A 24,889-nucleotide genomic window follows, 5' to 3' on the forward strand; every position below is an offset into this window, starting at 1 on the left:
ATTATGTCCAGATTCTTTTTTAACGACCGCAAACAGCTGGTCAACGACGCCATCGAAGGGATTGTTCTCTCCGCTCCTCACGCCAACCTTGTTCGCCTCGACATTGACCCGGCGATCCGCGTCGTCGCCCGTGCCGACTGGGATAAAAGCCGCGTGGCGGTGATCTCCGGCGGCGGCTCCGGCCATGAACCTGCTCACGCCGGGTTTGTCGGTAAAGGAATGCTCACCGCCGCCGTCTGCGGCGACCTCTTCGCCTCGCCGAGCGTCGATGCGGTTCTGAACGCCATCGTCGCCGTCACCGGCGATCGTGGCTGCCTGCTGATTGTCAAAAACTACACCGGCGACCGCCTTAACTTTGGCCTCGCCGCCGAGAAAGCCAAACGCCACGGCCTGAAGGTCGAGATGGTGATCGTCGCCGACGACATCGCCCTGCCGGACAATAAACAGCCGCGCGGCATTGCCGGAACGGCGCTGGTGCATAAAATCGCTGGCTACGCCGCTGAACAGGGCAAAAGCCTGAACGAAGTGCGCGACATCGCGCAGGAGACCTGCGATAACCTGTACAGCCTTGGCGTGGCAATGCAGACCTGCAACCTGCCGGGCAGCGAAGATGAAGAAGGCCGCATTGCGGCAGGCCAGGCCGAGCTGGGACTGGGCATTCACGGCGAGCCGGGCGCGTCCACCCTCGACACGCATAACAGCAAAGCCATCATCGACGCGCTTGTCGCTCCGCTGCGTGAACAGGCGGGCGAGGGCCGCTTTGCCGTCCTGATAAACAACCTCGGTGGCGTCTCGGCGCTGGAGATGGCGCTGCTCACCAAAGAGCTGGCGCACTCGGCGTTAAAAGATCGGATTGCATATCTGATCGGCCCCGCGCCGCTGGTCAGCTCGCTGGACATGAAAGGCTTTTCGCTCTCGCTGCTGCGTCTTAACGAGCGCGTTGAGCAGGCGCTCAACGCCAGCGTCGAGACCGTCGGCTGGCAAAATCCGGTGGCCTTCGCGCCGTTAAAAACCGCGCCGCATACCAAAATTCATGACAGCGTAGAGACCGAACCGTCGGACAACCCGCGGGTAAAACAGATCGTTGCCACCGTCACCCGAACGCTGATCGACCTTGAGAACCGCCTTAACGCGCTGGATGCTAAAGTGGGCGACGGCGATACCGGCTCAACCTTCGCCGAAGGCGCGCGCGACATCGCGCAGTTGCTGGAGCAGGGCAAACTGCCGCTCAACAACCCCGCCCAGCTTCTGCAACTGGTCGGCGAGCGGCTGGCCACGGTGATGGGCGGCTCCAGCGGCGTACTGATGTCGATCTTCTTCACCGCCGCCGGGCAGGCAGTACAGGATGGTACCGCGCTACCGGAGGCATTGCTCACCGGACTGAAGCAGATGAAGCATTACGGTGGGGCGGATTTGGGCGACCGAACGCTGATCGACGCCCTGCAACCGGCGCTGGACGCGCTGCGCAAAGGCGATATTCAGGCCGCCGCCAAAGCCGCGCAGCAGGGCGCTGACAACACCGCAACCATGCAGAAGGCAGGCGCAGGACGCTCATCCTACGTTAACAGTCAGAACCTCGACGGCGTCACCGACCCCGGTGCCGTCGCGGTCGCCGACGTCTTCGCCGCGCTGGTAAAAGGTTAATAAAAAGGCCGGGGCATTTACCCCGGCCAGTTACTCACGCTCGCTCAACCACTCCTGGCTGTAGGCCGGTGCAAGCAAAGCGCCGCCCGGCAGTTACGCGCCCAAAGCCGGAACCTTGCCCTTAAAAATCCGCCTTCAACACCACGCGATATCGGGCTTTTCCCTCGCGCACGTGCTGCAACGCCTCGTTAATCTGCGACATCGGGAACTCCTCGGTCGTCGGCGCAACCTTCGCCCGACCGGCAAACTTCATCAGCTTACGCAGCTCATACGGCGTACCCGTCGCCGACCCCGAGATACTGCGGTCCCCGCCAATCAGGGTAAACGCCGGTACCGGCAGCGGCTTCAGCACCGCGCCCACCGTGTGGAAATTACCGCCATACGCCAGCGCTTCAAAATACGGCTGCCAGTCCAGATCGACGTTCACGGTATTAATAATCAGATCGAACTGACCCGCCAGCGCCTTCAGCGCCTCCGGATCGCGGCTGTTCACCACCTTATCCGCGCCCATTTTCAGTACTTCCTGCTCTTTCGCCGGATTAGAACTGAACGCCGTCACCTCACAGCCCATCGCATGCAGCAGCTTAATGGCGATATGTCCCAGCCCGCCAATCCCAATTACCCCGACGCGGCTGGTGGCCGTCACATGATGCATCAGCAGCGGCTTAAACACGGTGATCCCGCCGCACAGCAGCGGACCCGCCGACTCAATATCAATACTCTCCGGCAGGGGAATAACCCACTGCCAGTCCGCGCGCAGCTTATCGGCAAAACCGCCCCGGTTTAAAATGGTCGGCACCGCGCCTTCCAGACAGTTAATCTGATTGCCACTGATACAGGCATCGCAGTGCCCGCAGCTACGCGCCGTCCAGCCGATCCCCACGCGCTGACCTACTTTCAGGCCCTTGTCCTGCGCATCGCTGCCGAGCGCCACCACCCGACCAATCACCTCATGACCGGCCACCAGCGGATACTGCGACATTCCCCACTCGTTATCGATCATCGACAAATCCGAGTGGCAGATCCCGCAGTAATCCACCTGCACCTCAACGTCCTGCGCCTTTAGTTCACCCGCGTCGTACTCGTACAGTTCCAGATCGCTCCCGGCTTCTTTTGCGGCATAGCTTTTAATTGTGGACATGGTTTACCCCTCGTGTGGTGTTGAATGGGAAGTGTAGAGCATGGGAAGAGGGGGCGCTTGGCTGAAGAGGGCATGGGGGAAGTATCAGATTTTACGCAACAGCGCGTTCAGCCAGGTTTCATGACGATCCGGACGTTTATCCACCGTCTGCCAGGTCGACGCGATGGTTATCCCCTCAAGCAAAGCCACCAGCCGTTCCAGCGCCGCTTCATTCAAATCGGTAAAATGCCGCCCCTCCTGAACCCGCTCGCCGTCGCCGTACTTAAACGACACATACCAGACGCCGTCCGGCTTCAGCGCCCGCGCCAGCCGCTGCATCACCTCCGGCAACTCCGCCTGACTGACGTGAAGCAGCGACGCACAGCACCAGATCCCGTCATAGCGCGCCACCGCCTCCAGTTGATCAAAGCGCTTCTCCTGCACGTCCAGCCCGGTAAACACCGTCGCCAGCGCGACCATCTGCGCAGACGCATCGAACGCCTCCACGCGATAACCCATCCCGGCAAACGCCTTGCTGTCGCGCCCGGAACCGCACCCGGCATCCAGCACCGTTGCGCCATCAGGCAGCGCCGCCACAAAGGGTTGATACAGCGAGGACATATCCACCGAGACGGTAGAGGTAAAAAAGCGATCGGCGTGCTGCTGGTAATATTTAAGCGTCATCAGAACAGATCCTGCCCGAAGGCAGCGGGTTCCCACTCGTGAAACAGACGAAGACGGGCAGTGTTCCAGTTTCTGCCTAAAAAGTCATCCCGCGCCTGCGTCGTCTTCCCGGTCTGGCGGATCAGCGTCTCCCGCAGCGGCAGATGGCTGGTAATAAAATACTCATTACGATCGCGCAGGCGTTTCAGCAACCGCTGCGAAGGCAGACGCGCGAACTTGCCCCGCTCGCCGCGATTGCAGCTTTTACAGGCCAGCACCAGATTCCAGACGCCGTTGATATTGGGAATATCCTCCCTCGCGCTCCACGGGATAAAGTGATCGACATCCGCCAAATCTACATCGCCGCTGGCAAGCATAATCGGCGCGTCGCAGTAAAAACAGCGGCCTTTCTGATAACCATTGAGGCTATCACGACAGCTGGTAACCGCCGTCCGGCGCGTGTTGATGGTGCTGAACAGCATCTGCTCCTGCGGGTCATACTCCACCGCAATCAAATTTCGCGACACGCCCATCGCCCATCCCTGCTCAACCAGCTTCCAGCGCGCATCGGTTTCATGGATCAGGTTCTGATACTGCAACCGCTCGCCCAGACGATAAAAATTGTCCGTCAGGCGGATGCCCTTATGCGTTTTGCGCTCGTCCATAAAAAAGCGTTTGTCGATCTCACCCTGATTCACATTGTGGAAGGCATCAATCACATTATTAAAACCGAGGCGCACGGTCATAGCCGTCAGCGCATCGCGGTCGATCTCCCCAGCGTTATACTGGGCGCACGCCGCCAAAAACTGGCTTTTTTGCGAGGTGATCTGCTTTGGTGCCTCCTTCAGATGACGACACAGATGCTCGCTGAACGGCACCGCCAGATCTTCCAGCCGAATCAGATCGCTGCCGTCGCGCTGCACGTCATACAGCGCGTGCGCCAGCGCGAACTTATACGACGCCACGTTTTTGCCAAACAGAATAATCCCGCGCCAGTAGTTCTCCAGCGTCGGCTCGACCCGATAAAAATGCATGTTCTGCCCTGATATGGATGAATGGATTACATGAACCACTAACAGGATCAGATAATAAACACCGATAAATGTAAACGACTTACATCACGTTGCAGAATTTTACGAGGAAGGTTCCAGAATTGTGCCCGAGGGCAAAGTGTTGATTTTTTCGGCGTTTAGTTGTGGGTGAGCAGGGGAGTGCTTGCGTGAGGGAGTACAACAGGTATAATGCATCCCGCTATCTGCATCCCCTTCCGTGCCGGAGTGGCGAAATCGGTAGACGCAGTTGATTCAAAATCAACCGTAGAAATACGTGCCGGTTCGAGTCCGGCCTTCGGCACCAATCAAGGAAAATTTCTTAGAAACAAAGAGTTAATTAAATAACTCTGCCTTTCTTGCCTGTGTTTTTTGCTTGAATAATGTCACCAACGATTGCCGCTGTGTTTGGTAGTGGCTTTTGGGATGTTATCACGCAGCGGCAGGTAGTTTCCAGGCTCAACCCAGTACAAAACGTGAACGGTCAGCACTGACGGCTTAATTTTATGTCGCTGGTCTATCCGTTGCGCTTTTCCTTTGAAGCCGGAAGACGCCGCCAGCGTCTCTAATCCTTTTCCCATAACCCTTGTCAATGTGGCTCGCGCTTCGTGCGGCGCTCCATAATGCAACACGTCGAGATGACGTTGCAGCGAATAAACAGGCGTAATGTTGGGAAGACTAACCAGCTCGGGAAAGAGGCTGGCGCTGCCACGGTTTCAGCCACCGGATCACAACGGCTACCTGATAAGAAGCCACGACAAAGCGTCATCATTCATGCGAGGGGAGCACATATGGCTCGTTACTCCCTGTGAAGGGACAAGGGCTAACTGCGGATGTCGCTTCGCTCCGCCTTTCCTTATGTGCCCAACACGGCACGTAATGGTCACCTATTGCTTTCGGCACCATTTGGTAGGGTATTTTGGCATCTGGATCTATCACCGTGCTTTTCTGTAGCCTACCTTTGCGGCCCAGCGACGGGCCGATCTGGAGGCAATCATGGCGAAGAATGCAGCAGCAATCAAACGCAACAACCGTAAAATCCACGCTCGTAAGTTTCTGGCGACACCAGAGGGCAAAGCATGGCTCGAACAGAAGAAGGCAGAAGAGGCTGAGTTGAAAATGGTCGCGGAGGTCCGGACATTTATCTGAGTTCAGCTAATCATAAAGAGATCGATTATAGTGGCGATAGATATCTACACCATCGCTCCTGAGGCCTTTAAGACTAATAAAGAATCACGCCCAAATTAATGAGCGTGATTTTGTTTGTTATATGGCTGCTGTTTTTTTAGCTGCTCTAACTCTATTGAACTCAGCAATTTCTTCAACCACATAACTTATATGGTGGTTTGTGTCATGACTAACCCATTCAGTGTTACCACCCAATATCTCTTTTTTACTACATGCCAGAATGCATTCATCACCCCAACTAAACTCTGGGCCTAAATAGTGTGGGGATTTTACTAAAATTTCAGATAAACCATGAAGTTGCTTGTATTCTTCGTCTTTATTTTTAGCGTAGCCGCGAACAACAAAGAATTTGTCTCCAATGGTATACCGGATTTTACCATTTGCATTAGGGGCTATAATGTCATCTTTTGCTTTAGGGTTTCTGATACCATAATCAGAAAAAATTAGTGGTAACATTGAATCATCAATGAAAGATTTCCAGACGTGAATCTCCCGTCTCGTTACATAATCTGATGAATTCTCATCTTTAACCGCTTTATTTATGAATGCGGGGAAGGAACCGCCTGAAATAATAACGCACGAAAATTCATAATCGGAAAGGATATTTAAAACATGCTTAACATGATCATTTAATGATTCAATCGATTTGTTTGTAATGTCATCAAAGTCAAGCATTATCATAACTTCTTTGCTTGATAACCTAAGATCCTCCATGATTTTTTCAAGAGTACCGGTGAAATAATCAACATCGTAAGAATCATCGATAATCGAAGATGAATCAATTCTAATGCAATAGTTAGTCCCATCAGGGATATTTAAGTTTTTCAATGCTATTTGGTAATCTAAAATATCCCATCTATCGAATCCCACTACAGGGTGAATAATCGCACCGCTTTTGGATAATTCTCTGTGAAGATAGCTCAGTACATGCTCACCAGTTTCAATATAACTATCGGCTTTCCATTGCGTGATGTCAAAGAAAAAGGCATTAGATTGACATGAGGAAACGAGTTTTTTTGCCGTCCTTTGCAGGTGATCCGTTATAGGCTGTGTTGATTCCACGAGCCATTTTGGCTCTTTTTGTTTTCTTACTAAAATAGGAATCTCGAAAAATGGTGCTATTTTTTCAGAGTATGCAGCCTTCAGTTTTTTTAAAGCGGTGAATTCACCTTTTTTTGCTTTGAGAATAGGTACATATATAGGGTACATAATAACTCTCCTGCGTTTAGTTATCGAAGGCCGGAACCAATAGTGCTTTTACTTCACCTTGACCAATCAGATCATTGAAAATTCTATAATTTCCGCTTTCACGCCGTATCCGACCTGCAATAATCGCAGGTGTAATTTTTAGCTCTCTAGAGAGGCTATCAATAGTCTCTTTAGATGGGGATGAATAAGCCTGGCTTCGCTTCCATGTTGACCTGGGTATAAATGCTTCCCTGGCAAGCCGATTTGCTTCTGACTCCTGTCTATCATCTGTATTAGAGTCCATGTCATCCAAGAAAATTTCATTAGAATCAATGTGTTTCCATATGTGGGCAACTTCATGTAACAAAGTAAACCAAAAGTTATCTAAACGATCATATCGTAAGCTCAAACCAATAATCGGCAACCCGTCAACGTCTTTTAGCGCTGCTCCATCAATCCTTGTTCCCTTTAGACATGGCTCAATCACTATCGCAATGCCATGTTTTTCAAGGAACTCAATTGCTAATAAAGGGCCTTTTTCGAACCAACTTAATTGAGCAAGATCACGCATAAAGCTGGCCGATAAGACACCTGGATTGAAAATACCTAAGGCATTTTTGCGTTTACGTGCTTGTTGCACCACTCTGCTGACCCATGCAAACAGCGCATACTTTGTTGCAGGTGAATAAGCATCGCCAGAAAGCGTCCGTTTGAACGAAACACTGCTACTCGCCTGCCAACCCACTTGATCAATGAAGTTCTTTATAATTTCTTCGGTATTTTTCTTCGTTCTATCAACTATATCTGGGAGCCAATCTCTGTTTATCATTTCCTTAACTGGAAATTTAGACCAGTCAATGTGATCATCAGAAAAATGCTCATTATCTGCATTTATCCCAACTAACGTATCTGTGGAAATGCCCAGCCCAATAGAAAGTGCTTTGATCATCGACACAGTCAAAGGTCTTTTGCGTGCAAGTATTTCCGAAACTCTGCTCCTTGTTCCCAAATAGGGTACAAGATCGATCTGCTTTAGACCTTTCTCATGCATTCTGAAAAGAATGGCATTGATAGGATCTGGAAGTTCGATTGGATACTTGGAGTTCTCATATGCTTCAACGATAGTTATTAACAACTCCAAATCTTCATGCGCCTTGGAATGAATAGGGGGCATTTCCAACATTAAGGAGTGAATTTCCTTCAAATACTCCTGATGCTGTTGCTCTGTTTTTATTACTTTAATATCCATTACATTACCTTTATTGAGGTAATAAGCACCAGTAACATGTTGAAATCAATGATGGTTTCAACAGCGATGTTGCTACCATCAACTTTGAATATGAAAGAGCGTCCATCCACACTGGAGGCGCTTGGAAACTGGTTCATAACATCATGGCCTGATTTCCAAACCACTGAATCTAACTCTGCTGCCCATGCATTGATCCAAACAATGCAGGCTGGTGTGGTTTTCTTTAACTCATCCAGATGATTTCTTCCGCACAATCTCATAATTTGTTCCTAATATGGGAACATCATAGTGTTCTCTATTTGCTGTGTCAACTTGTTCCCAAAAATGGAACGCAAGAAATTTTAGTGATTATATTTTATCCCGTTACAGTAATTATTTTCATGAATTCAATCAACAAAATAGCCATTTTAGCTTTTAGGGATTGTAACGTCTGATACTGATCAAACCAGCAAATCAACCATCAATCGATTGATTTTTCTACATGCTTCATCAATCTGAATCCGCTGTATCGAAGGTTTTCACGCTTGGGCAATGCTTGCTCCGCGTCACATAGCTGAATGAGTAAATGGAATTTTCATACCGGCACAGCATTTTACCGCTTTCGGTCTCCTCCTGTTCGGTTAACTGCATCGTGATGCGGCCTGCGTGTGCCGCCATTGGCTGACATGCCAGCAGGGCCAACAAAGTTAAAACTGATATTATGCGTTTTTTTCATCGTTACCATCCCTCCCCGAGAGAAAACTCATCTAATAGCGTGTCCGCAGACTCTTGCGTGAACCCGATGTAAAAGAGCGTTGAAGCCGGGTTGGCTTATCCCAGCAGCTTTGTGATGTGTTCAAGCGGTGCGCCGTTATCAAAGAGGATGCGGCCTTTGCTCTTGCGTGGTGTGTGGCTCCCCACTTCCTGGAAACCTGCACGGCATCCGTATTTCCCGTATTCAGTCAAAACCGCATTGTGTGAAACTTGCTGGCCCTTCGACCTCAGGTCGGACAGGTTGAATATTTGTCACCAAATTTTGGGAGGTCTGCTACTTCTTCCCGGCGAGCCTAGACTATGGAGCGCATAGCCGCGGTAATAGCAACTTTGTGAAGTTTCCCCGTCTTCTCTTGCTTGATGATCAAATGCGTTTTGCACTCCGCGAACTGATCCCACGTCAATTTGACGGCATCCCCGAAGCGGAGAGCACTTTCAAATTGCATCGCGCAGAGGCAGCGAAACAGGTTCGTCTTTTTGTTCTTTGCTAGCTCCGCGCTGACCTTCTTCACTTCGTCGGCGGTTTTCAACGCGACCATTGCGTTACCCATGCCTTTCTCCTTGCCGTCGGGCGGCTGCTAATCCTTCTATTGAAATATTTTCGATAAAAAACAGATGGATATAAAGTGCTTTAATTTACATGTCGCACAAAATAATCAACAAATGAGCGCAGGTTGTACAGAAGGGATGTTCATGCAAACACCTACTCGCCCGCCGGGGAGAATCACCAATGTGGGGTCATGCCGTAAGCTGGCTGGCTGGGAAATATCTGTTGGCTCACCGTCTGATCTGTCTTATGAAGGATCGCGCCTGTCAGAAAAAGTCAACGGTAATTTGGAAATATCTTAGTGGCTGAGACATCGAGTCTCGCCCGAGTACCGAGCATTAGCCCAACGAACTGCATAAACATTGCCTGATTCTGCATAAATCGTGAATAGAAAGACCATCAGACGGCGCTTACAGGCTTAACCGCCTTTTTTCAATCACTTAGAAAGTGGAGACTATAAGTCTTCACCTTCGGCGCTTCGATCTTCTTCCCTCCAGCCTAGCTCAATTTCCCACCAATATGAAGGGCGATGTGTCCCGTTTCCCGACCTTGGTCTTTGCCTCATCCGACAATATTTCCGGCGTAATCCCTCCCACCATCCGGCTAGCCTCCTGCGCTTTACCAGAAGCGCAACACGACGCTTTCCCTTACGACTTGGATCACAGTGATCACAATTAAAGCGACCTCCAGAACGCGTCCCATTAACCTGAAAATCGTGCTGAAAGCTGCGCGATTCTCAACTTCTCTGGTTTTTGATGAAGGAATTTTTTTCAGCGAAATGGGTGTTGTGAGTGAATCAGGTTTAGCACAGCGATGAACAGGCGAGCCACGATATCGGCAGACAAATTTGTCGAAGTCATGGCGGGCGCGGGTCGCAGGCTTTACTATTACGCACTCTACACTATAGATATGGTCGATACTTCACCACACCCGCACGCAGAGAGTAACCGGGACGGGGCGAATAGCGCAGGTTTTGGGCTATTTAATTGTATTTAATCATTATTAGCAGACTATTTATTTTGAGAAAGCACACGACTTTGGAACAGGCGTTAGCAAAATTTGTTCATGAGTTTTTGCAAAGTTTGTACACTAATCAGTAAACAAGCGAAATCAAGAACAAAATCTAAAATCAAATCATGTACAAAATTTGTACCTTAATCATATTAAAGAAGAAACATCTTTTTTCTCTGGCTTGTGCCTGCAAAACGAGAAGAAATTAAGGGTGTGCGTTATTCGTACCGTGGCATGAAGATGAAAGAGGAGCATATCGTTCCGCTTAGTCGGCAGGAGATTATTTTGTTAGACCAGTTAAAGCAGATTAGTGGTGACAAAGATCTGCTTTTTCCGGGTGATCATGACGCAACTAAGGTTATGAGTGAAAACACAGTAAACAGCGTGTTGCGTGCGATGGGATATGACACGAAAACCGAGGTCTGCGGGCATGGGTTTTGGACGATGGCTCGTGGTGCATTAGGGGAGTCGGGTTTGTGGAGTGATGATGCTATTGAGCGTCAATTGAGTCACTCAGAGCGTAATAATGTGCGTGCAGCTTATATCCATACTTCTGAACATTTGGATGAACGTCGTTTAATGGTGCAGTGGTGGGCAGATTATATAGATCATAATAAGATTATGTATACAACTCCGTTTGATTTTGCAAAAAAACAATTATGACTTGATATTAATTTATTCATGATTGCGATGAAGAAAAATTTAATTTCCTCCATCGTGTTATATTTTTAATTAATTTTTACCAGCATATTCCTTTATCCTTTTTAAAATTCTCTCCCTTGCTTCCTGAGGATATTTTTTAATATCATTGGATATTATCTGATTTGCACTATTTTCAGCACCATTTAAAGCCATTAAATAAGCCTGATAGGTTGTAAGTGTTCGTTCAGACACAACTTTTCGCCTTTTCATTTTATCTAATGAGGATAAGGCTTCCTCTAGTGTCTGTATAGACTTGAATTTTAATCCAACATCACACTTAGCGAGTAATGGATAAGGACTTTCAGGATATGTTGCTATGCAGTCATTTATTATGGTGATTGACTTCACTACATCATTTTCAATTTTAGCTGAATACATTGCATCAGCTATTTTTGCCATTTCATTTGATTGCTCTGAATCAATGTTGATTAAGGTAGTGATAATATCTTTTAAAACGATATTATCTGACTCTACCCTATGCTGAGAATTTATGAGACAATTAAAATAGGCTTGACAGTGGAATTGATTGCTTTTATTTTCTTCATAGTTCTTTTTAGCATAACTTAATGCTTTATCATATTCTTCTAATTGTGTATAAACCTGAACCAATTCTCGTTTAGCTCGAGACTCAACATATGGAGCATTGATTATGCTTTCAAACTGAGAAAGTGCATCAGAAAGTCTTCCGCATTTTCTGTAATAAAAACCCAATAAAAATTTATGTTCATCACCGCGAATTTTTTGAACTTCAGTTAAAAGCCTAGAATCGGATTTTTTTGCTAAAGCAAGACATAGATAGTATCTTATATCTTGTACAACACCATTATCCATGTTCTTTTCTTTTTGTAAAATTGTGTCGGCTAATGATATTACTTTTTCTAATGAACCTTTTGCATTATATAAATCTTTCATACATCTTAAATAATGTGAAGGAATAAGATGTTTAGGATCAATATACTCATCTGATTTGAGCATTTCTTTTATAGTAAAAATATATACAGATGAGTTTGCTTCTGTTAAATCTTCATTGTTTACTATCTCTTTAACAACTAAGTTAAGTTTTTTATTATGCTCATCATTAATCTTAAGTCTGTTTCTTTTTATATAATCTCTTACGATATCATTTAATCTGATCATTTCACCATCAGAACCCACTAATTCGCAAATGCTTTCTGCAATTAAAGCTTCAAGGACAGGTAGATATTTATCCTTATCAACGATTGAAAAAATAAAGTCTAATGTTATTACCTCAAATTGAGCGAGGAGTCTTATAAAGTCTAAAACCGTTTCGTTGTGGGCATACCTTTGTAGCTGTATTGATGCTTTATCATTATTAAAATCTGACAGTATAGGAAGTTTATTCTCAAATGGTATTATGTTTTTATCCTTTATCAGCTCAATAGCAAATCTTACTTGTTCTGGCAAACCAGTAAGTAAGTCGCAGACGCTGCTAAAGTTGGATGGGTCTAGATCATCAATATTTTCAATTTCTAATAGTTGTGATAATAGACGTCTTCTTTCTTTTACATTAAGCTCGGGTAATTCAATGAAATAAAATCTATCATCACGAGGCCTGTTAGCAAAGTTGACCCTGTATCTTGAGGCGATACATAATACGGGGAAATTGATATCATTATACTCTTCAATTATCATTTTAAACCAAGGTGTTAATTCTCGCTTATAATTTATTACACACCCATCATCTAGGAAAAATATTGTTTCTTTAGCTTTGTAAGCTTCATTTAATATGTTGGATATTATTTTTTGCTTTTCCTTGATGGTTTTTTCTGAAAGTGATAGAGCACTTTCTTTAAGATCGGTAATACCTAAATCGTTAAGTTTTAGAATAAAATCCTCAATTGACTCATTTCTGTCTAAATATATAGCATAAGGTGTGATTTGGTTTTTTTGGATGTTACATTTTATTAACGCTTTAGATAAGAATGACCTTCTTCCTACACCTATTAAACCAGACGCGAAGATAACAGTTGGTTTCTTTTTAGTGTAATCGTTAATTCTCTCTTCAAATTCTTCTAGCTTATCGTTTCTTCCTACAAATAATGAGCTTATTTTTTCAAGTTTGGGGTGTTTTTGCCAAGAAATTTTGTATAGATGGTTCTTAATTCTTGAGGCTGCAGTTCTTGCGCGTGTGATGGGTTGAAGATTATAGTCTTTTCTTAACCAATCAGGTATTCTTTGGTCTTCATGATTTATATTGTTGTCAATTATTATGGGGAAAATTTTTAAAATTTTACCTTCATCGAGTAGTTTTTTTGACTCAGTTATTTCCTTTTTGACCCATTCGGACTCAAGTGCGCTGTTGGAAATAAAAAGAACAAATAACTCTGACTCTCCTAAGCCCTCCATAATTTGGTCTAGTGTTCTTTCTCCTTCCTCAAAAGTAAATTCATCATATATTATGTTTTCCTTGCCAAGCCAATTAGCGACATTACGCACATAAAGTTCCTTATCTTTACTTGAGTGCGATAAAAATGCCTTTATCATTTTAATACCCCTTGGAAATTATTCGTTAGCTAAGGATGAGCAGATAATTCAGATTAAGATCTATAACAATTTATTTGAAACCTCAACGATTATTATTGAGTTAATATGCTGCTGTGACATCTAACACTAAACGTGCTCAGAGGTTGCGCGCAATGCTCTCCCCGCCACGCCTGCCCGCTTAAGGGGGCGTTTTAAATGCAGGTGTATGAAACGGCGCAGGCCGCGCCGGTGCTGGCGTGGCGGGAGATGAAAAATACGGGGATTTGCATGCAAAATCATGCCCCCTGTGAATGCATGACTTTTTTCGGCAAAAATGGCGGGATTTTTCGGTTTTTTTTGACGGGCTACTGTGCAGTTAATTCAGCCCGGCGGCGGGCATGAATCATGGGCTGCGCCGGGGTGTATCTTTCCTGACTGTCGGTTCGCGAGGCCGCGTCAGGCCTCAGTCCGATGGCCGTTAAAATCGCGGCATCCTGTTCGCAGTAAGCCGGTTTTTTTCCGCCCGCAAGCCAGAGAGAAAGTGCCTCACGCAGATAAATCACTGACCGGTCGACGGCACGGTCCTTTACGGTGCCGGTCTGTCCCGCCACGGCCATCAGTTCGGGGGCGAAAATGGACGCCAGCGTGTCGCCGTGCTGCTGCATGAACTCATCCAGCCGGTCGCGGATGCTGATATGCTGCACCGCCTCGTGCGAGCGGATGTAGCGCCCCGCGGCCCCGTTAATTTCCCATTTTTTGATGTCGGTAATCTCACGCAGCTCCTGCAAAAACCCGTCGGGGTGGTTAGTGTCTGCCGTGGTCTGTTCGCAGCATTCCTGTTCAGCGGCGGCCAGTGCTGCCTTGTTGTTCAGCCAGGCGTTTTTGTTCGTTTCACAGGCTTCATACGCCTGTTTTAGGGTCAGGTGGTCATGATGCACTCTAGGATTAGTAAAAACATTGTTTTCGGGTTTTGTCGAAGTCGATCACAATAAACGCATCCACCACCATGTCGGTTTCCAACCCTTCGAACCATCCCCCTTGCACCCATTCCCCAATCGCAGTATCGTACCTCCACGTCTGCAAAATCAGGCGTCGGGATTGGCATCCTGCAAACAGTTACAGGCGACACATGACGCGCTTGCGTCTTTTTTTGTGTCGTGCGCTCGGTTACACATCAATGGTGGGCCGGGCGGGGGCGTCGCAAGACGCGTCGGTTTCCTGTAACGCCGATAATGCCAACCTCGTCCGGTTCCGCCACCAGTGAAATTGGCATTTCCAGTGGCGGAAAAATTCACCGTTACAGGAGGCTGCCTTATGGCTACGATCCCCGATCAGACTCACCCGTCACTTTCCGCTTCTTTCAGCGCCAACACAGATTTCACTTTATTAGCTGAACACTGCGAACACCTGGCAACCGGACTACTGGAAAACAGTGCTCCTCCGCTGCGCATGGCGTTCTGCGGGCGATTAGCAACTTGCCTCGATCTACTGCGTCCCGGACTGTACGATCCCATCCCGCCGCATCTGCAAGAAAGCCTGACTACCGATACGCTGCCGGATCAGCAACCAGAATTTGCACCGGACCCGGAACTACTATGTGAATACTGCCATGCACTGACTCAAGTTCTGTTGGCTGGAGGCGTTTCAGCTCAGGTGGAAAAGACATTGACCGGATTACTGTATGAGCTGGTGTGTTTCTTCAGCGATGGCTTACGAGCGCCGCGCTGGATACGAACACCAGAAGGCGTGAAGTTTATTGAGGATGCCGTGAAGCATTAACCGTGAGGAGCCACTGGTATACTATGCCAGTGGCTTAAAGTGGTATTCTCTTTCATATAGTTTGCTTGCCTGTATATGGCACATGTAGAAGCATTTTTCACCCATACCTCCCCATCACCCCACCCAGTTCCCGCTCCGTCACCGGCAACGAAATAAAATACCCCTGATAACCCGTCACTCCCATCCCGCGCAGCATCTCAAGCTTCTTCTCACTGTCCACCCCTTCAGCAATACACCCGCTTCCCGTCAGTTCAGCGAAATACACCAGGCTTTTAACCAACGCGCGGGCGTGGGCGTCGTGCTGGCAGTCGTCGACGATGCTTTTATCCAGCTTGTAGTCGCTGAACCGCAGCGTTCTGACCGGCAATATCACGCTGCTGTGGGAAAAGCAGTCGTCGAGCATGATGCGAAAACCCTGCGCCTGTAGGCGCAGCAGGCTGGTAGCGCGTTGTTCATCCGGGCGCAGGTCGGTGGTCTCGGCGCACTCCAGCACCAGTTGGGGTGTCCATGCGGGATCGTGAAGCTGGCGGCGGGCGGCGTCCATCATCGGTACGAGGGCGTGATGGTTGGCCAGGCAGGGCGGGATGTTGACGGAGAAATAGTAGCGGCCTTTACAGGCGTTAATCTGCCGCACGGCCTGCTGGATCGTGGAGGCGGTTAACAGCAGCCAGGCGTAGTGCGAGCGGATCGGCGGCAGAAATTCACCGGGGGTGAGGATGTGCCCGTCGCGATACCAGCGGGCGAGCAGTTCAAAGCCCTGAAGCCGGAGATGTTGATTAACGATGGGCTGAAACACCGTATACCACTGGCGGCTGTGGATCGCCTGCATAAACTCGCGCTCAAAAGCGCTGGGGGTTTCGGTCTGCGGCATTTGTCGGGCATGCGGCAGGTGGGCGGTGAGGGAGGGAAACGGTCCGGCCATTTTTCTGAGTCCTGACATCCGTTGGCAATAGAGGGTTTTATGGCTGCGCTGGCGGGCCTGCGACTGCTGGCGGATGCTGTCGCCATGGAGGAGATCCACCAGCGCCAGCATCTCTTTGGGGGTGAGGCCCTCGTGATGAGGAAATCCCGACTGCCTCTCCCGCTGCGCCTGTAACGCCAGTCGCGGACTGCTCCGGCATCCGCCGCGCAGCAGGGCGGCAAGCTGCGCACACGGCAGGTCGGAACTGCTCATCCTGACGCAGGCCAGCGCCTGCGGGTTTTTAGTGAGTTTTTGCAGTGTCGGCCACAGCCAGCTGGCGGGGAGGCGGCTGAGGATCAGCATGCTCATCGGTCTGCGCATCTGGCGCAGCAGCGAGGCGGCGTGTTGCAGGGTTATCAGCAGCCAGTAGGGATCGTCCGGGAGATACACCACCACCCGGCGGGCGGGCAATGGCGGAAACTCGTTCGCCTGCGGGTATACCCTCTGCGGATGCGCGTCCGCCATCAGCCATGCCAGCCCTCCGGCGGCCAGCGTGCAGGGGGAGAGGATCATCGTGCTACTGGTAGACAAATGTCACCCCGATGATCGACTGCACGTTGCCTGCGGTGACCTGTCCGCTGGTGCGGGCGTAGCTGGCGGTGAGTCCGAGATCTACCGGCGAGGGGCCGACCACGCCCATGGACACCGTATCGTTGGCCGCCAGGATGGTACCGCCGCGTGAGATCTGCACCCCAACGCCCTGCGCCGCGAGGCCAGCGGCAGTGTTGCTGAAAATCGAGTTGCCAGAATCCACCGTGCTGCCGGAGAGGTAGTAGCCCAGGTTCTGGTTCTGCGCGCAGCGTACCGTCAGCGGAATGGTGGCGCTGGCGGGATAGTCCGGCAGGTCGACCGTCACGTCGCGGGCGGAGACGTCACAGCCGCCGGTCGGCACCACCACATCGTTGCTGGCGTAGATGTTCCAGATAAACTGAAAGTCGTCGGCGTCCTTGTTGTTGGTCTGATGGAGGATCAGCACCGCCACCAGCGACCCGGCGCTGATCGCCACGCCGCCGGCGGTGCTGACCGGCGTCAGGTAGAGCACGGTCGGCCACGGCTTGTCGGTTTTGGAGTTATAGATCACCCGCGCGGTCTCGCTGGTGGTCGGAAACGGGTAGCTCGCGCCGTTGTATTTAACGGTGCCGGTGAAGTTTTTTAGCGCGCCGCCGTAGGCCGAACCGCGCTGGAGCGTCACGTAGTCGGTGATCGAGGTCGGGTAGTCGTTATGGCAAAAAATCTGCGTTGAGAGATCGACCACCAGGTTCTGCCCCACGCTGACGGAGGGGGCCATGGTGACGTACACGTCCGCCGAGCCGCCACCGATGGGAATAGTCACGCCCGCTGCGGTCTGGCAGGCAAAGGACCACGCGCTGGCGGACCAGCCGAGCAGCAGTAGCGAGGTAACAAAAGCGATAAGTTTTTGCATGGGGTCTCCTGTCAGGCCCAGGTGTAGGTAACGTTGATGACGGCCTGGATCGTGCCCTGGGTGACGCCGCCGTTGACCGTCAGCGCCCGCACTTTGAGCGGAAAGCGCGTCGACTGGCTGGCGTCATCCACCGGCAGGGTTTTGAGCGTGCCGTTATTCAGCGTGGTGCCGTCCTTGTCCTGCAACTCCAGCTGGATGTTCCCGGCGGTGCCCTGGTTCTGGTAATAGCCGGTACTGTCCGCCGTGCCGCTGAAGGTGGCGGTGACCGTCGAAGTGCCCACCGGGCAGTTGGTGAGGTCGAGGATCACGTCGTGCCAGGCGGAGGCGGCTCCCGGCGAAATCATGTTGAAGGTATAAAGTTCCCCCAGGGTAACGTTCGCGGTGGGCGTGGAGATGGTGCAGGGTTTGGCCACTACTCTGCCGTTGACGGTGATGGTAACGTCGGCGCTGTGGCCGGGCACGATGACCGCTGCCAGTAATCCCGCGAGCAGGAAGCGGGAAAAAGTCCGTTGCATGTCAGCCTCCGGCTATTGAAATTCAAGGGTGAAGGTGGCCGTGGCATTAACCTGCCCGGCGGTGACCGGAACCCGCGTGGACATTAAGCGGGCGTGAAAGTTGAGAATGTTGGTCTGGCCTGGCGTCAGCGGGATCCACTCAAGCGCCGATGAACCGGCGTTAAGCGGCAGGGCGAGGCGATGGTTATCAAGGATCTGCACGCCGATGCCGCCAGCGGAGGTCGCGCCGTCGGCCAGTTTTAACAGCGCAGGGTTGTCGTTATCTGCGAGGCCATTAAAGCCCACTTTCACCGCCGTTACCGCCGTGCCGCACGGCGACAGCACGATGCTGAACGGCATCGGCCGGGTGGCCGCGCCGACCGTGGGAAACTGTTTATCGGCTTCGGTGCCCATCATGACGGTAAACTCTTTTGAGTCCGTCGCCACCGCGCAGCCGTTGTCGCGGACAAGGCCGCTGACAGAAATGGTGCTGTCTGCGGCGAGGCCGGGCGTCGCGGCGAGGCCGGACAGAAGAGCAAAGAGCGCGCGTTGCAGAATTATCATGGTCGGTTCCTTAGCGGCAGATGGCCGTGATCTGGCTGAGCGTCTGGCGCGCGTCAAGGCGATAGTCCGCCACGCAGCGGGCGTCCGCGCCGTTACCCCACGTCACCCCGACCTGGCCGGCGGCAGGCATGCCGCTGAGATAGACCTGGCCGTTATCCGCCACAATGCTGCTGCTGTGGCTGGTGGTGGAGGTGGCTATCGCGCCGAACGGCACCGGCTTACCGTTGTGCATCAGGGTGAGGAGCACTTTCATACCCACCTGGGCGCGAAACTCGGCGCGCACCACGGCGCCGTGAGTCGGCACCACGCTTGCCACGGCTTCATTCAGATCGACGTTGTCCGCCAGCGAGTTGGTATCCAGCGCCACCCGGTTTTCCCGGTACTCGGTGGCGTAGGGGATGACGGCGTAGCCGCGCCAGTCGGTGAAGACGCCGGTCTGATTTTCGACTTTCGCGTTTTTAGCGCCCGGCGCTTTGATCAGCACGCTGGTGTCGTTCAGCGGCTGGCTGAAGGTGACGCCGTCGGCATGAGCCAGCACGCCGCCGCTCATGCCGTAATAGACTTGCTTCATGCCTTCGCTGTGGCTGTAGCCGAGGTTGGCGTTGCCGTAGCCGCCGCGGTAGTTCAGCGCCGTATAGCCGCTGCCGCCGCTGTTGCCCGTCCCGCCGCCGGCGTAGCCGGTCTGCACGCTGTAGCTCAGGTTATTGTCCTCCAGCAGGGTGCCGTAGAGGCCCGCAAGGTTGGTCATCCGGCCATTAAGATCGTGCGACATGCTGTAGCTGGCGCTGGCGTGTCGCCACGTTGAAGAGGTGTCAGATCGCAGCCAGTGGCTGAAGGGGATGTTGACGTTGAGCGCCAGCATCTGATCGCGTCCCTGCTGCCAGGCGTTTTTGGTCAGGCTGTAGCTGAGTGTCCAGTTGATATCGTTGACCACGGTGTTCAGCCCGGCCTGCAACTGTTCATCGGCACCGTCCGTGCCCCAGTAAGTCTGGTGACTGCCGCTCACATACAGTGTCGCGGTGCGGCCAAGCTGCTGGGTCACGCTGACCTGCGCTTTACCGCGTTTATTCCAGGTGAGGTTGTAGTAGTCGGTGATTTTGGGTTTCACCTCAATCGGCCCGTCCTGCGTCTCAATGCGATAACCGCTCATCCGGCGATAAGCGGTGTCGGCGAAGCTGAAGTAGCCGCGCGTCGAATAGCGGTAGCCGACCAGCTGAATGTTGGTGCCCGTTTCGGTCAGCGATTTGTTGTACAGAAAACGCAGCGACTGCCCATGGTGATCGCTGTCATCCGCCAGCTGTGCGTTGGCCTGGGTCACGTCCAGCGACAGCGCGCCAAAGGTGCCCATATTTTTCCCGACGCCGAGGTTGAAGGCGCGGTAGCGATCCGCCAGTTGCGTCCCGCCATACAGCGTCCAGCCCGCCGGCAGGCCGTGCAGGAGGGTAGTCTGAAAGAACGACGGCTTGTCCTGCTGCCCGTTGCCGCTGCGGTATTCACCGGCGGTGACGGCGTAGCGGGTATGGCCTTCGCGTTGCAGGAAGGGTACCGTCGACCACGGCACGCTGAAGATCTGGCTGCTGCCATCTGCTTCTTTGATAGTTACCTGCAGATCGCCGCCGTTACCCGCCGCGTACAGATCGTTAACCGTAAAGGGACCGGGCGGCACCGTGCTCTGGTAGATCTCATAGCCGTTTTGTTTGATGGAGACCTGCGCCGTGCCGCGCGCGATACCGTGCACCACCGGGGCGAAGCCTTTCTGGCTGTCCGGCAGCATATTGTCATCGGAGGCCAGCTGCGCGCCGCGAAAGTTAATGCCGTCGAAAATGTCGCCGCTGGTGTAGGTATCACCGAGCGTCAGCCGCGAGCGCAGCGGGGTGATGTCGCGCTCAAGCCAGGTGTTTACATGCTGCCAGCGGTTCTCATGGTTCGACGATGCGCCGCCGCCGCTGTAGCTCCAGTTGGTATTATCACGAAGCCGCCATGCGCCGACGTTAAGCCCGCTTTGCAGGTTGAGATACGTATAATGGCTGGAGCCGCCGGGGGTGTTGCGGACGTTGTTGCCGGTCAGGTTGTAATTGAGCAGCGCGGCAGCGATCCCGTCGTCCCACAGTTCCGGCGGGATATAGCCCCGCGCATGGTTGCCCATAAATGCCTGCGGGACCGTCAGATACAGGCGCTGCTGCCCGACATCGAACCGGGTGGTCGCATCGTTAATCATTGAGGTCAGCGGCACGCAGGCATCAACCGCCAGCGCGTTCATTCCCGCGACACTGGACGTATTGACGCCCATACTGGCGAGCTGCCCGCGCGTCAGACAGGGTGACAGTCCATTACCGTCATCGCCCGCGTTGAACGTTACATCGCGGGTCGTCATAAAGCCGTCGTTCAGATAGATATCCACGCGGTAGACGCCGGGCGGCACTTCCTGACCTTTCTCGAACCCGGAGAGATCGGCCACGGCGGAAGGGTCGTCGGATAAAAAGCGCGGATTGAAATAAAGCTCGGCCCGCGCGGAAAAGACCTGCGAGGCGATCAGCAGCGCGAGCGGCAGCGGAATAAAATGGCGTCCCGGACGCGGATAAAGGCGGCTGACACATCCGCGCGATCCATATTTCAACTGTGACATAGTCCCTCCGGTCCGTCGTCGTCCGGTGATAATTGCGATTGCATGAGTTCAGCGGTGGGGCGCGTTACTGCATGACGCCCTGCATTCTGGCCGTCAGCGCGCCGTAGTCATTGATGGTCCGGTAAGTGATGGTGCTTCCGGCATCTGACGGCAGTTGCACCGAGGTTTCTCCCATTGGCGGCACCAGCGCGTTTTCCAGCACCCGCGTTCCGGCGTTCAGTTCGGTGACGGTCAGGTAATACGGCGTCGGGTTGCTCAGCGTCAGGCGCGATGCGCTGCGGTGAAAGCGCAGCTTCTCCGCGGCCCGATCCGGCGGCAGCGCCAGGTTAGCCGGGCGGTAATAGAGCTTGATGCGGCTGATAATTGCCAGTTGTAGCGTGTTGTCGCTCAGCTTTGCCTTATCCATGGAGGGGATCGCTTTAACGTTTATCCAGAACAGGCTTTCGCGATCCTGCGGCAGCTGATGATTGGTCGCATCGATAATGCGCAGGGTGTTCTCTTTTTTGCCCTGCATCGCAAACAGCGGCGGGGTGATAACAAAGCGGCTCTCTTTTTGTCCGTCGGCATTCTCGACCCACGACTGGATCAGATAAGTGCTGTTTTCGGCGTTACTGGTGACCGGTAGCTGGACCTGTTTTTGCCCGGCGGGATACACCACTCGCGTAGCGCCCAGCGCCACGCCCGCCCCGGCGCGCGCGGCATAACTAAACGTTAATATCATCAGCAATCCTGCCAGCAGGCGACGCGTCATCATCTTCTTCATGTCATGCTCTTTAGTTATCAACATTGTTTTTGCTTACTGGTAAGTCAGGGCGAACCACGCCTGGGCATTCGCAACGCCGCCGGTGACCTGCCGACCGGTGGCCCGGTACTTCGCGACAAAATGCAGCGTCATCGGGCCGTTATATAGCCGCGTCCAGGCGAGTGGCGGGCTGTTCAGCGGGATGAGGTTATCGTCTGCGTCAAACAGCGCGATGCCGATATTGCTGGCGATGCCGGGGCCTTCACCGACGGACAGCACATCCGGATTTTTATCGTCGGCCACCCCGCGAAAGGCGATGCCGACGCGCTCGCTGACCGCCGTGGTGCAGTCCTGAAGGTGGATATCAAAGGGAACGGGATTGGCGTCCTCGCCGGGCGAATGCAGACGGTAACTGCCGATTTGCCCCATATTGACCGTCATCTGGCGATCTCCCGCCTCAACGCGGCAGGCTTCAGCAATAATGACGCCCTGAAAGCGCATCGTGCCTTCGGCCAGCGCCAGCGGGGGCATCAGCAATATCAACAGACCGGTTATCATCCTTTGCATCGGTATCACCTTGCGCGCGTTAAACAGAGCGGGCCGTCCTGGCCCGTCGCGCTTCCGTGCATTACGCTGAATTACTCGTACTGAACCTTAAACGTGGCGTCAGCGTTCGCGGTACCGGCGGTTGCTTTCCCGGTAGCGAAGTAGCGTGCCTGGAACGGCAGGATATTGGTGCCGTCGATCAGGGTCACAGCAGAGCTAAACGATGCGCCATCCAGCGCCAGCGGCGTGCCGGTTTTATCGAGGATCTGGACGCCGACGTTAGTCGCGCCGCCGGCGGCAGAGTTTTGCAGCGCCAGCACGTTAGCATTCTCGCTGTTGACCGCCGTGCCGGAGAACGCCACGGAGGCTTTAGTGGCTACCGTGGTGTCACAGTCGTTCAGTTGAATATTGAAGCCGACGGCGGTGCTGGTGCTACCCACGGTGGCAAGCTTGGCGGTACGCACCTGGCCCATCGGCACGGTCTGTTCGATAGAATCGGCATCCACCGCGCAGGCGGCGTTAACCACTTCACCTTTAAAATGCACCGTACCGCCGTTAACGGCAGTGGTATCGGCAAAGGCGGCTGAACTCAGAGAAAGCGCTGACAGGGCGGTAAGCGCCAGAGTTTTCAATTTCATGCTATATTCCTTTTAATCGAGAGAAAGACTACGAATCAAAATAAGGGGTCGTCCTGCCTTCAGGTATTCTCTTTTTAGAGAATGAGCCGACCGCCGGTTCTGCATTTGGCATCCTGATCAACGCCAATATTAAGTGTGGATTAGGATGTATTTGGAAACGGGTAAGTCGCTATCGTTATGTCCTTATTTTTGCATGCGCTTGCTGGCGTAATAAATGGCAGCGCCAGAGGGTCTGAACGGAGGCTGATAGATTTTTCATTCACTGCCGCAGTAACAGGGCGTACGATCGTTAAACTGCTATTTTCCATAATAGATTCCTGCTGAACGATTAGCGTATTCAGGTTTAGTCATATCGTTTTCAGGATGCATTGAAGTGCATCGTTAGTTTCTGGCGTTATTACGTGTTAACCATCCCGCGAGCTGGCACAGCACCCGCTCAGGCTTCAAAATGTACTTGCTAACGGTGCGGGTTTGCCACTCATGTATTTATGAAATTAATGATTTATTTATTTGTATGATAAATTCAATGCCCTGATTTTGTTGTGATTTATGAAGAAAACCTAAAAGGGGATGCAATGACGCTACAAAGAACAGTGTTATTTTGTTTGAGTGGATTAAGGGATTTTAATATAATTAAATCCAATTAATTCAACCAGAAGATAACCTGAAACTATGGATATATAGCGACGGGGGGACTGTGTCTGACGCTATCTTAATGGAGGAGGTTGGTAGAGTGGCCGTGGTTTATATTATAAATGAAGCGCTTATCTATGATGCTCAGGCACATTTACTGCATTATACTGACGGCGATAAAATGGTGACGTTACCTATTCCCGCCAGTAACTGTTTTAAAATTCTGCTCGATAATCAGGGTGAGATTATTAGCCAGGAAACATTACTTACCCGCGTCTGGAATGCGCGGGGAATGAATGTGAATGCGAATACCTTACACCAGAATATTTCGCTATTGCGAAAAGCGTTGGCGCAAATAGAAGGTGGCAGAGAGGTTATAAAGACGATCCCAAAGCGCGGGTTTACCATTCCGGCTGACATTACGATTCTGCATAAAGATCTGGATAAAGCTACTGAACCTGCCAGCAATGAAATGGCTGAAGTCTCCGCACCGCTGGCGGTAATAACCGCGGCTCCCGCTGAAAAAAACGTGTCCCGAATAAGACCTGGCGCCAGGACTATTGCTGTCGCAGGGGGGCTCTTATTGCTGCTGCTGATCGCCTGGTGGCACATCACCACGCCGCAAAAAAACTATTTCTCTGCCTATATTGAAATCAATGATATTGAAGGCTGCAAGGTCTTTGTTAACAGTATTGCTGAAGACGATACGATTTTTCAGGGGCTTATCAGGCGATCGATGGTGGATTGTCGTAGCAGCCGCTGGGTATATATCACCGGAAATCATGTTGCTGACTATCCATCACTGATTGCCTGCCGCAATCAACCCGGTTCAGGACTCAGCCCCGGCTGCCAGTCATTCTACTTTTTTTATTGATGAACGGACGA

Annotated in this window: 22 protein-coding genes, 1 tRNA gene and 1 pseudogene; 6 read left to right on the plus strand and 18 right to left on the minus strand. The window is 51.6% G+C overall.

Going from position 1 to position 24,889, the window contains the following annotated elements; genetic code table 11:
* The first annotated feature begins 3 nt into the window (after positions 1-3).
* On the plus strand, positions 4-1,644 hold the full coding sequence (locus tag P0H77_RS03220) for a dihydroxyacetone kinase subunit DhaK (RefSeq protein ID WP_276163557.1): 1,641 nt from the start codon (positions 4-6) through the stop codon (positions 1,642-1,644).
* 121 nt (positions 1,645-1,765) lie between these two features.
* Here the strand turns inward: P0H77_RS03220 and P0H77_RS03225 are convergent, their stop codons facing one another.
* The 3 genes from P0H77_RS03225 to P0H77_RS03235 all read right to left on the minus strand — a co-directional run bounded on the left by P0H77_RS03225 (position 1,766) and on the right by P0H77_RS03235 (position 4,461).
* Positions 1,766-2,785, minus strand: coding sequence for an NAD(P)-dependent alcohol dehydrogenase (locus P0H77_RS03225; RefSeq protein WP_276163558.1), 1,020 nt, complete (start codon positions 2,783-2,785; stop codon positions 1,766-1,768).
* An 84-nt stretch (positions 2,786-2,869) separates the two neighbouring features.
* A complete protein-coding gene (locus P0H77_RS03230; protein WP_276163559.1) occupies positions 2,870-3,448 on the minus strand; it encodes a class I SAM-dependent methyltransferase in 579 nt (192 codons plus the stop codon).
* Positions 3,448-4,461 (minus strand): HNH endonuclease domain-containing protein, encoded by a 1,014-nt coding sequence (locus P0H77_RS03235; protein WP_276163560.1) that lies wholly within the window; start codon positions 4,459-4,461, stop codon positions 3,448-3,450. Before P0H77_RS03235 ends, P0H77_RS03230 begins: the two co-directional genes overlap by 1 nt.
* Before the next feature lie 237 nt (positions 4,462-4,698).
* On the opposite strand from P0H77_RS03235, the gene P0H77_RS03240 reads away from it, so the two are divergent.
* A tRNA-Leu gene (locus P0H77_RS03240) sits at positions 4,699-4,783 on the plus strand.
* A gap of 79 nt (positions 4,784-4,862) precedes the next feature.
* Here the strand turns inward: P0H77_RS03240 and P0H77_RS03245 are convergent.
* Positions 4,863-5,057, minus strand: a complete 195-nt coding sequence (locus P0H77_RS03245; protein WP_276163561.1) for a hypothetical protein — start codon at positions 5,055-5,057, stop codon at positions 4,863-4,865.
* A gap of 415 nt (positions 5,058-5,472) precedes the next feature.
* Here P0H77_RS03245 and P0H77_RS03250 point away from each other — a divergent pair, with 415 nt between their 5' ends.
* The gene (locus P0H77_RS03250; protein WP_276163562.1) at positions 5,473-5,625 is read left to right on the plus strand and encodes a hypothetical protein; all 153 of its coding nucleotides are present in this window, start codon (positions 5,473-5,475) and stop codon (positions 5,623-5,625) included.
* 117 nt (positions 5,626-5,742) lie between these two features.
* Here the strand turns inward: P0H77_RS03250 and P0H77_RS03255 are convergent, their stop codons facing one another.
* The 4 genes from P0H77_RS03255 to P0H77_RS03270 form a co-directional block, all read right to left on the minus strand.
* Positions 5,743-6,873, minus strand: a complete 1,131-nt coding sequence (locus P0H77_RS03255; protein ID WP_276163563.1) for a beta family protein — start codon at positions 6,871-6,873, stop codon at positions 5,743-5,745.
* 16 nt (positions 6,874-6,889) lie between these two features.
* Positions 6,890-8,101, minus strand: coding sequence for an ImmA/IrrE family metallo-endopeptidase (locus P0H77_RS03260; RefSeq protein WP_276163564.1), 1,212 nt, complete (start codon positions 8,099-8,101; stop codon positions 6,890-6,892).
* Positions 8,101-8,361 (minus strand): type II toxin-antitoxin system HigB family toxin, encoded by a 261-nt coding sequence (locus P0H77_RS03265; protein ID WP_276163565.1) that lies wholly within the window; start codon positions 8,359-8,361, stop codon positions 8,101-8,103. Before P0H77_RS03265 ends, P0H77_RS03260 begins: the two co-directional genes overlap by 1 nt.
* A 786-nt stretch (positions 8,362-9,147) precedes the next feature.
* Positions 9,148-9,405, minus strand: coding sequence for a hypothetical protein (locus tag P0H77_RS03270; protein WP_276163566.1), 258 nt, complete (start codon positions 9,403-9,405; stop codon positions 9,148-9,150).
* A 1,181-nt stretch (positions 9,406-10,586) separates the two neighbouring features.
* Between P0H77_RS03270 and P0H77_RS03275 the strand changes: the two are divergent.
* Positions 10,587-11,075: pseudogene (locus P0H77_RS03275) on the plus strand (site-specific integrase); the annotation flags it as partial.
* A gap of 69 nt (positions 11,076-11,144) precedes the next feature.
* On the opposite strand, the gene P0H77_RS03280 reads toward P0H77_RS03275, so the two are convergent.
* Together P0H77_RS03280 and P0H77_RS03285 are read right to left on the minus strand one after the other, a co-directional pair.
* Positions 11,145-13,619, minus strand: coding sequence for a toll/interleukin-1 receptor domain-containing protein (locus tag P0H77_RS03280; protein ID WP_276163567.1), 2,475 nt, complete (start codon positions 13,617-13,619; stop codon positions 11,145-11,147).
* Between the two features lie 344 nt (positions 13,620-13,963).
* A complete protein-coding gene (locus P0H77_RS03285) occupies positions 13,964-14,536 on the minus strand; it encodes a phage polarity suppression protein (RefSeq protein WP_276163568.1) in 573 nt (190 codons plus the stop codon).
* A 376-nt stretch (positions 14,537-14,912) separates the two neighbouring features.
* Here P0H77_RS03285 and P0H77_RS03290 point away from each other — a divergent pair, with 376 nt between their 5' ends.
* Positions 14,913-15,377 (plus strand): hypothetical protein, encoded by a 465-nt coding sequence (locus tag P0H77_RS03290; RefSeq protein WP_276163569.1) that lies wholly within the window; start codon positions 14,913-14,915, stop codon positions 15,375-15,377.
* A gap of 97 nt (positions 15,378-15,474) precedes the next feature.
* On the opposite strand, the gene P0H77_RS03295 is transcribed toward P0H77_RS03290, so the two are convergent.
* The 8 genes from P0H77_RS03295 to fimA all read right to left on the minus strand — a co-directional run bounded on the left by P0H77_RS03295 (position 15,475) and on the right by fimA (position 23,371).
* Positions 15,475-16,869: an EAL domain-containing protein gene (locus P0H77_RS03295; RefSeq protein ID WP_276163570.1), complete on the minus strand. Its 1,395-nt coding sequence runs from the start codon at positions 16,867-16,869 to the stop codon at positions 15,475-15,477.
* Positions 16,856-17,761 (minus strand): fimbrial protein, encoded by a 906-nt coding sequence (locus P0H77_RS03300; RefSeq protein ID WP_276163571.1) that lies wholly within the window; start codon positions 17,759-17,761, stop codon positions 16,856-16,858. Before P0H77_RS03300 ends, P0H77_RS03295 begins: the two co-directional genes overlap by 14 nt.
* A gap of 11 nt (positions 17,762-17,772) precedes the next feature.
* On the minus strand, positions 17,773-18,276 hold the full coding sequence (locus P0H77_RS03305; protein WP_276163572.1) for a type 1 fimbrial protein: 504 nt from the start codon (positions 18,274-18,276) through the stop codon (positions 17,773-17,775).
* A 12-nt stretch (positions 18,277-18,288) separates the two neighbouring features.
* The gene (locus P0H77_RS03310) at positions 18,289-18,819 is read right to left on the minus strand and encodes a fimbrial protein (protein ID WP_276163573.1); all 531 of its coding nucleotides are present in this window, start codon (positions 18,817-18,819) and stop codon (positions 18,289-18,291) included.
* 10 nt (positions 18,820-18,829) lie between these two features.
* Positions 18,830-21,445, minus strand: coding sequence for a fimbrial biogenesis usher protein (locus P0H77_RS03315; RefSeq protein ID WP_276163574.1), 2,616 nt, complete (start codon positions 21,443-21,445; stop codon positions 18,830-18,832).
* A gap of 64 nt (positions 21,446-21,509) precedes the next feature.
* The gene (locus P0H77_RS03320) at positions 21,510-22,232 is read right to left on the minus strand and encodes a fimbria/pilus periplasmic chaperone (RefSeq protein WP_276163575.1); all 723 of its coding nucleotides are present in this window, start codon (positions 22,230-22,232) and stop codon (positions 21,510-21,512) included.
* Positions 22,233-22,241: 9 nt separating this feature from the next.
* Positions 22,242-22,754, minus strand: a complete 513-nt coding sequence (locus tag P0H77_RS03325) for a fimbrial protein (RefSeq protein ID WP_276163576.1) — start codon at positions 22,752-22,754, stop codon at positions 22,242-22,244.
* Positions 22,755-22,825: 71 nt separating this feature from the next.
* On the minus strand, positions 22,826-23,371 hold the full coding sequence (gene fimA, locus P0H77_RS03330; RefSeq protein ID WP_276163577.1) for a type 1 fimbrial major subunit FimA: 546 nt from the start codon (positions 23,369-23,371) through the stop codon (positions 22,826-22,828).
* Between the two features lie 697 nt (positions 23,372-24,068).
* Here fimA and P0H77_RS03335 point away from each other — a divergent pair.
* The gene (locus tag P0H77_RS03335) at positions 24,069-24,878 is read left to right on the plus strand and encodes a winged helix-turn-helix domain-containing protein (RefSeq protein ID WP_276163578.1); all 810 of its coding nucleotides are present in this window, start codon (positions 24,069-24,071) and stop codon (positions 24,876-24,878) included.
* Positions 24,879-24,889 lie beyond the last annotated feature (11 nt).

The organism is Superficieibacter sp. HKU1 (assembly GCF_029319185.1).
In the GTDB taxonomy this organism is placed as follows: domain Bacteria; phylum Pseudomonadota; class Gammaproteobacteria; order Enterobacterales; family Enterobacteriaceae; genus Superficieibacter.

What these genes read in the sequence shown, in the direction of transcription:
- P0H77_RS03315 (WP_276163574.1), bottom strand. Translation starts at nt 21,445, where the DNA reads ATGTCACAGTTGAAATATGGATCGCGCGGATGTGTCAGCCGCCTTTAT.
- P0H77_RS03225 (WP_276163558.1), bottom strand. Translation starts at nt 2,785, where the DNA reads ATGTCCACAATTAAAAGCTATGCCGCAAAAGAAGCCGGGAGCGATCTG.
- P0H77_RS03230 (WP_276163559.1), bottom strand. Translation starts at nt 3,448, where the DNA reads ATGACGCTTAAATATTACCAGCAGCACGCCGATCGCTTTTTTACCTCT.
- P0H77_RS03320 (WP_276163575.1), bottom strand. Translation starts at nt 22,232, where the DNA reads ATGTTGATAACTAAAGAGCATGACATGAAGAAGATGATGACGCGTCGC.
- P0H77_RS03305 (WP_276163572.1), bottom strand. Translation starts at nt 18,276, where the DNA reads ATGCAACGGACTTTTTCCCGCTTCCTGCTCGCGGGATTACTGGCAGCG.
- P0H77_RS03280 (WP_276163567.1), bottom strand. Translation starts at nt 13,619, where the DNA reads ATGATAAAGGCATTTTTATCGCACTCAAGTAAAGATAAGGAACTTTAT.
- P0H77_RS03290 (WP_276163569.1), top strand. Translation starts at nt 14,913, where the DNA reads ATGGCTACGATCCCCGATCAGACTCACCCGTCACTTTCCGCTTCTTTC.
- P0H77_RS03310 (WP_276163573.1), bottom strand. Translation starts at nt 18,819, where the DNA reads ATGATAATTCTGCAACGCGCGCTCTTTGCTCTTCTGTCCGGCCTCGCC.
- P0H77_RS03265 (WP_276163565.1), bottom strand. Translation starts at nt 8,361, where the DNA reads ATGAGATTGTGCGGAAGAAATCATCTGGATGAGTTAAAGAAAACCACA.
- P0H77_RS03220 (WP_276163557.1), top strand. Translation starts at nt 4, where the DNA reads ATGTCCAGATTCTTTTTTAACGACCGCAAACAGCTGGTCAACGACGCC.
- P0H77_RS03235 (WP_276163560.1), bottom strand. Translation starts at nt 4,461, where the DNA reads ATGCATTTTTATCGGGTCGAGCCGACGCTGGAGAACTACTGGCGCGGG.
- fimA (WP_276163577.1), bottom strand. Translation starts at nt 23,371, where the DNA reads ATGAAATTGAAAACTCTGGCGCTTACCGCCCTGTCAGCGCTTTCTCTG.
- P0H77_RS03300 (WP_276163571.1), bottom strand. Translation starts at nt 17,761, where the DNA reads ATGCAAAAACTTATCGCTTTTGTTACCTCGCTACTGCTGCTCGGCTGG.
- P0H77_RS03245 (WP_276163561.1), bottom strand. Translation starts at nt 5,057, where the DNA reads ATGGGAAAAGGATTAGAGACGCTGGCGGCGTCTTCCGGCTTCAAAGGA.
- P0H77_RS03260 (WP_276163564.1), bottom strand. Translation starts at nt 8,101, where the DNA reads ATGGATATTAAAGTAATAAAAACAGAGCAACAGCATCAGGAGTATTTG.
- P0H77_RS03325 (WP_276163576.1), bottom strand. Translation starts at nt 22,754, where the DNA reads ATGCAAAGGATGATAACCGGTCTGTTGATATTGCTGATGCCCCCGCTG.
- P0H77_RS03270 (WP_276163566.1), bottom strand. Translation starts at nt 9,405, where the DNA reads ATGGGTAACGCAATGGTCGCGTTGAAAACCGCCGACGAAGTGAAGAAG.
- P0H77_RS03250 (WP_276163562.1), top strand. Translation starts at nt 5,473, where the DNA reads ATGGCGAAGAATGCAGCAGCAATCAAACGCAACAACCGTAAAATCCAC.
- P0H77_RS03255 (WP_276163563.1), bottom strand. Translation starts at nt 6,873, where the DNA reads ATGTACCCTATATATGTACCTATTCTCAAAGCAAAAAAAGGTGAATTC.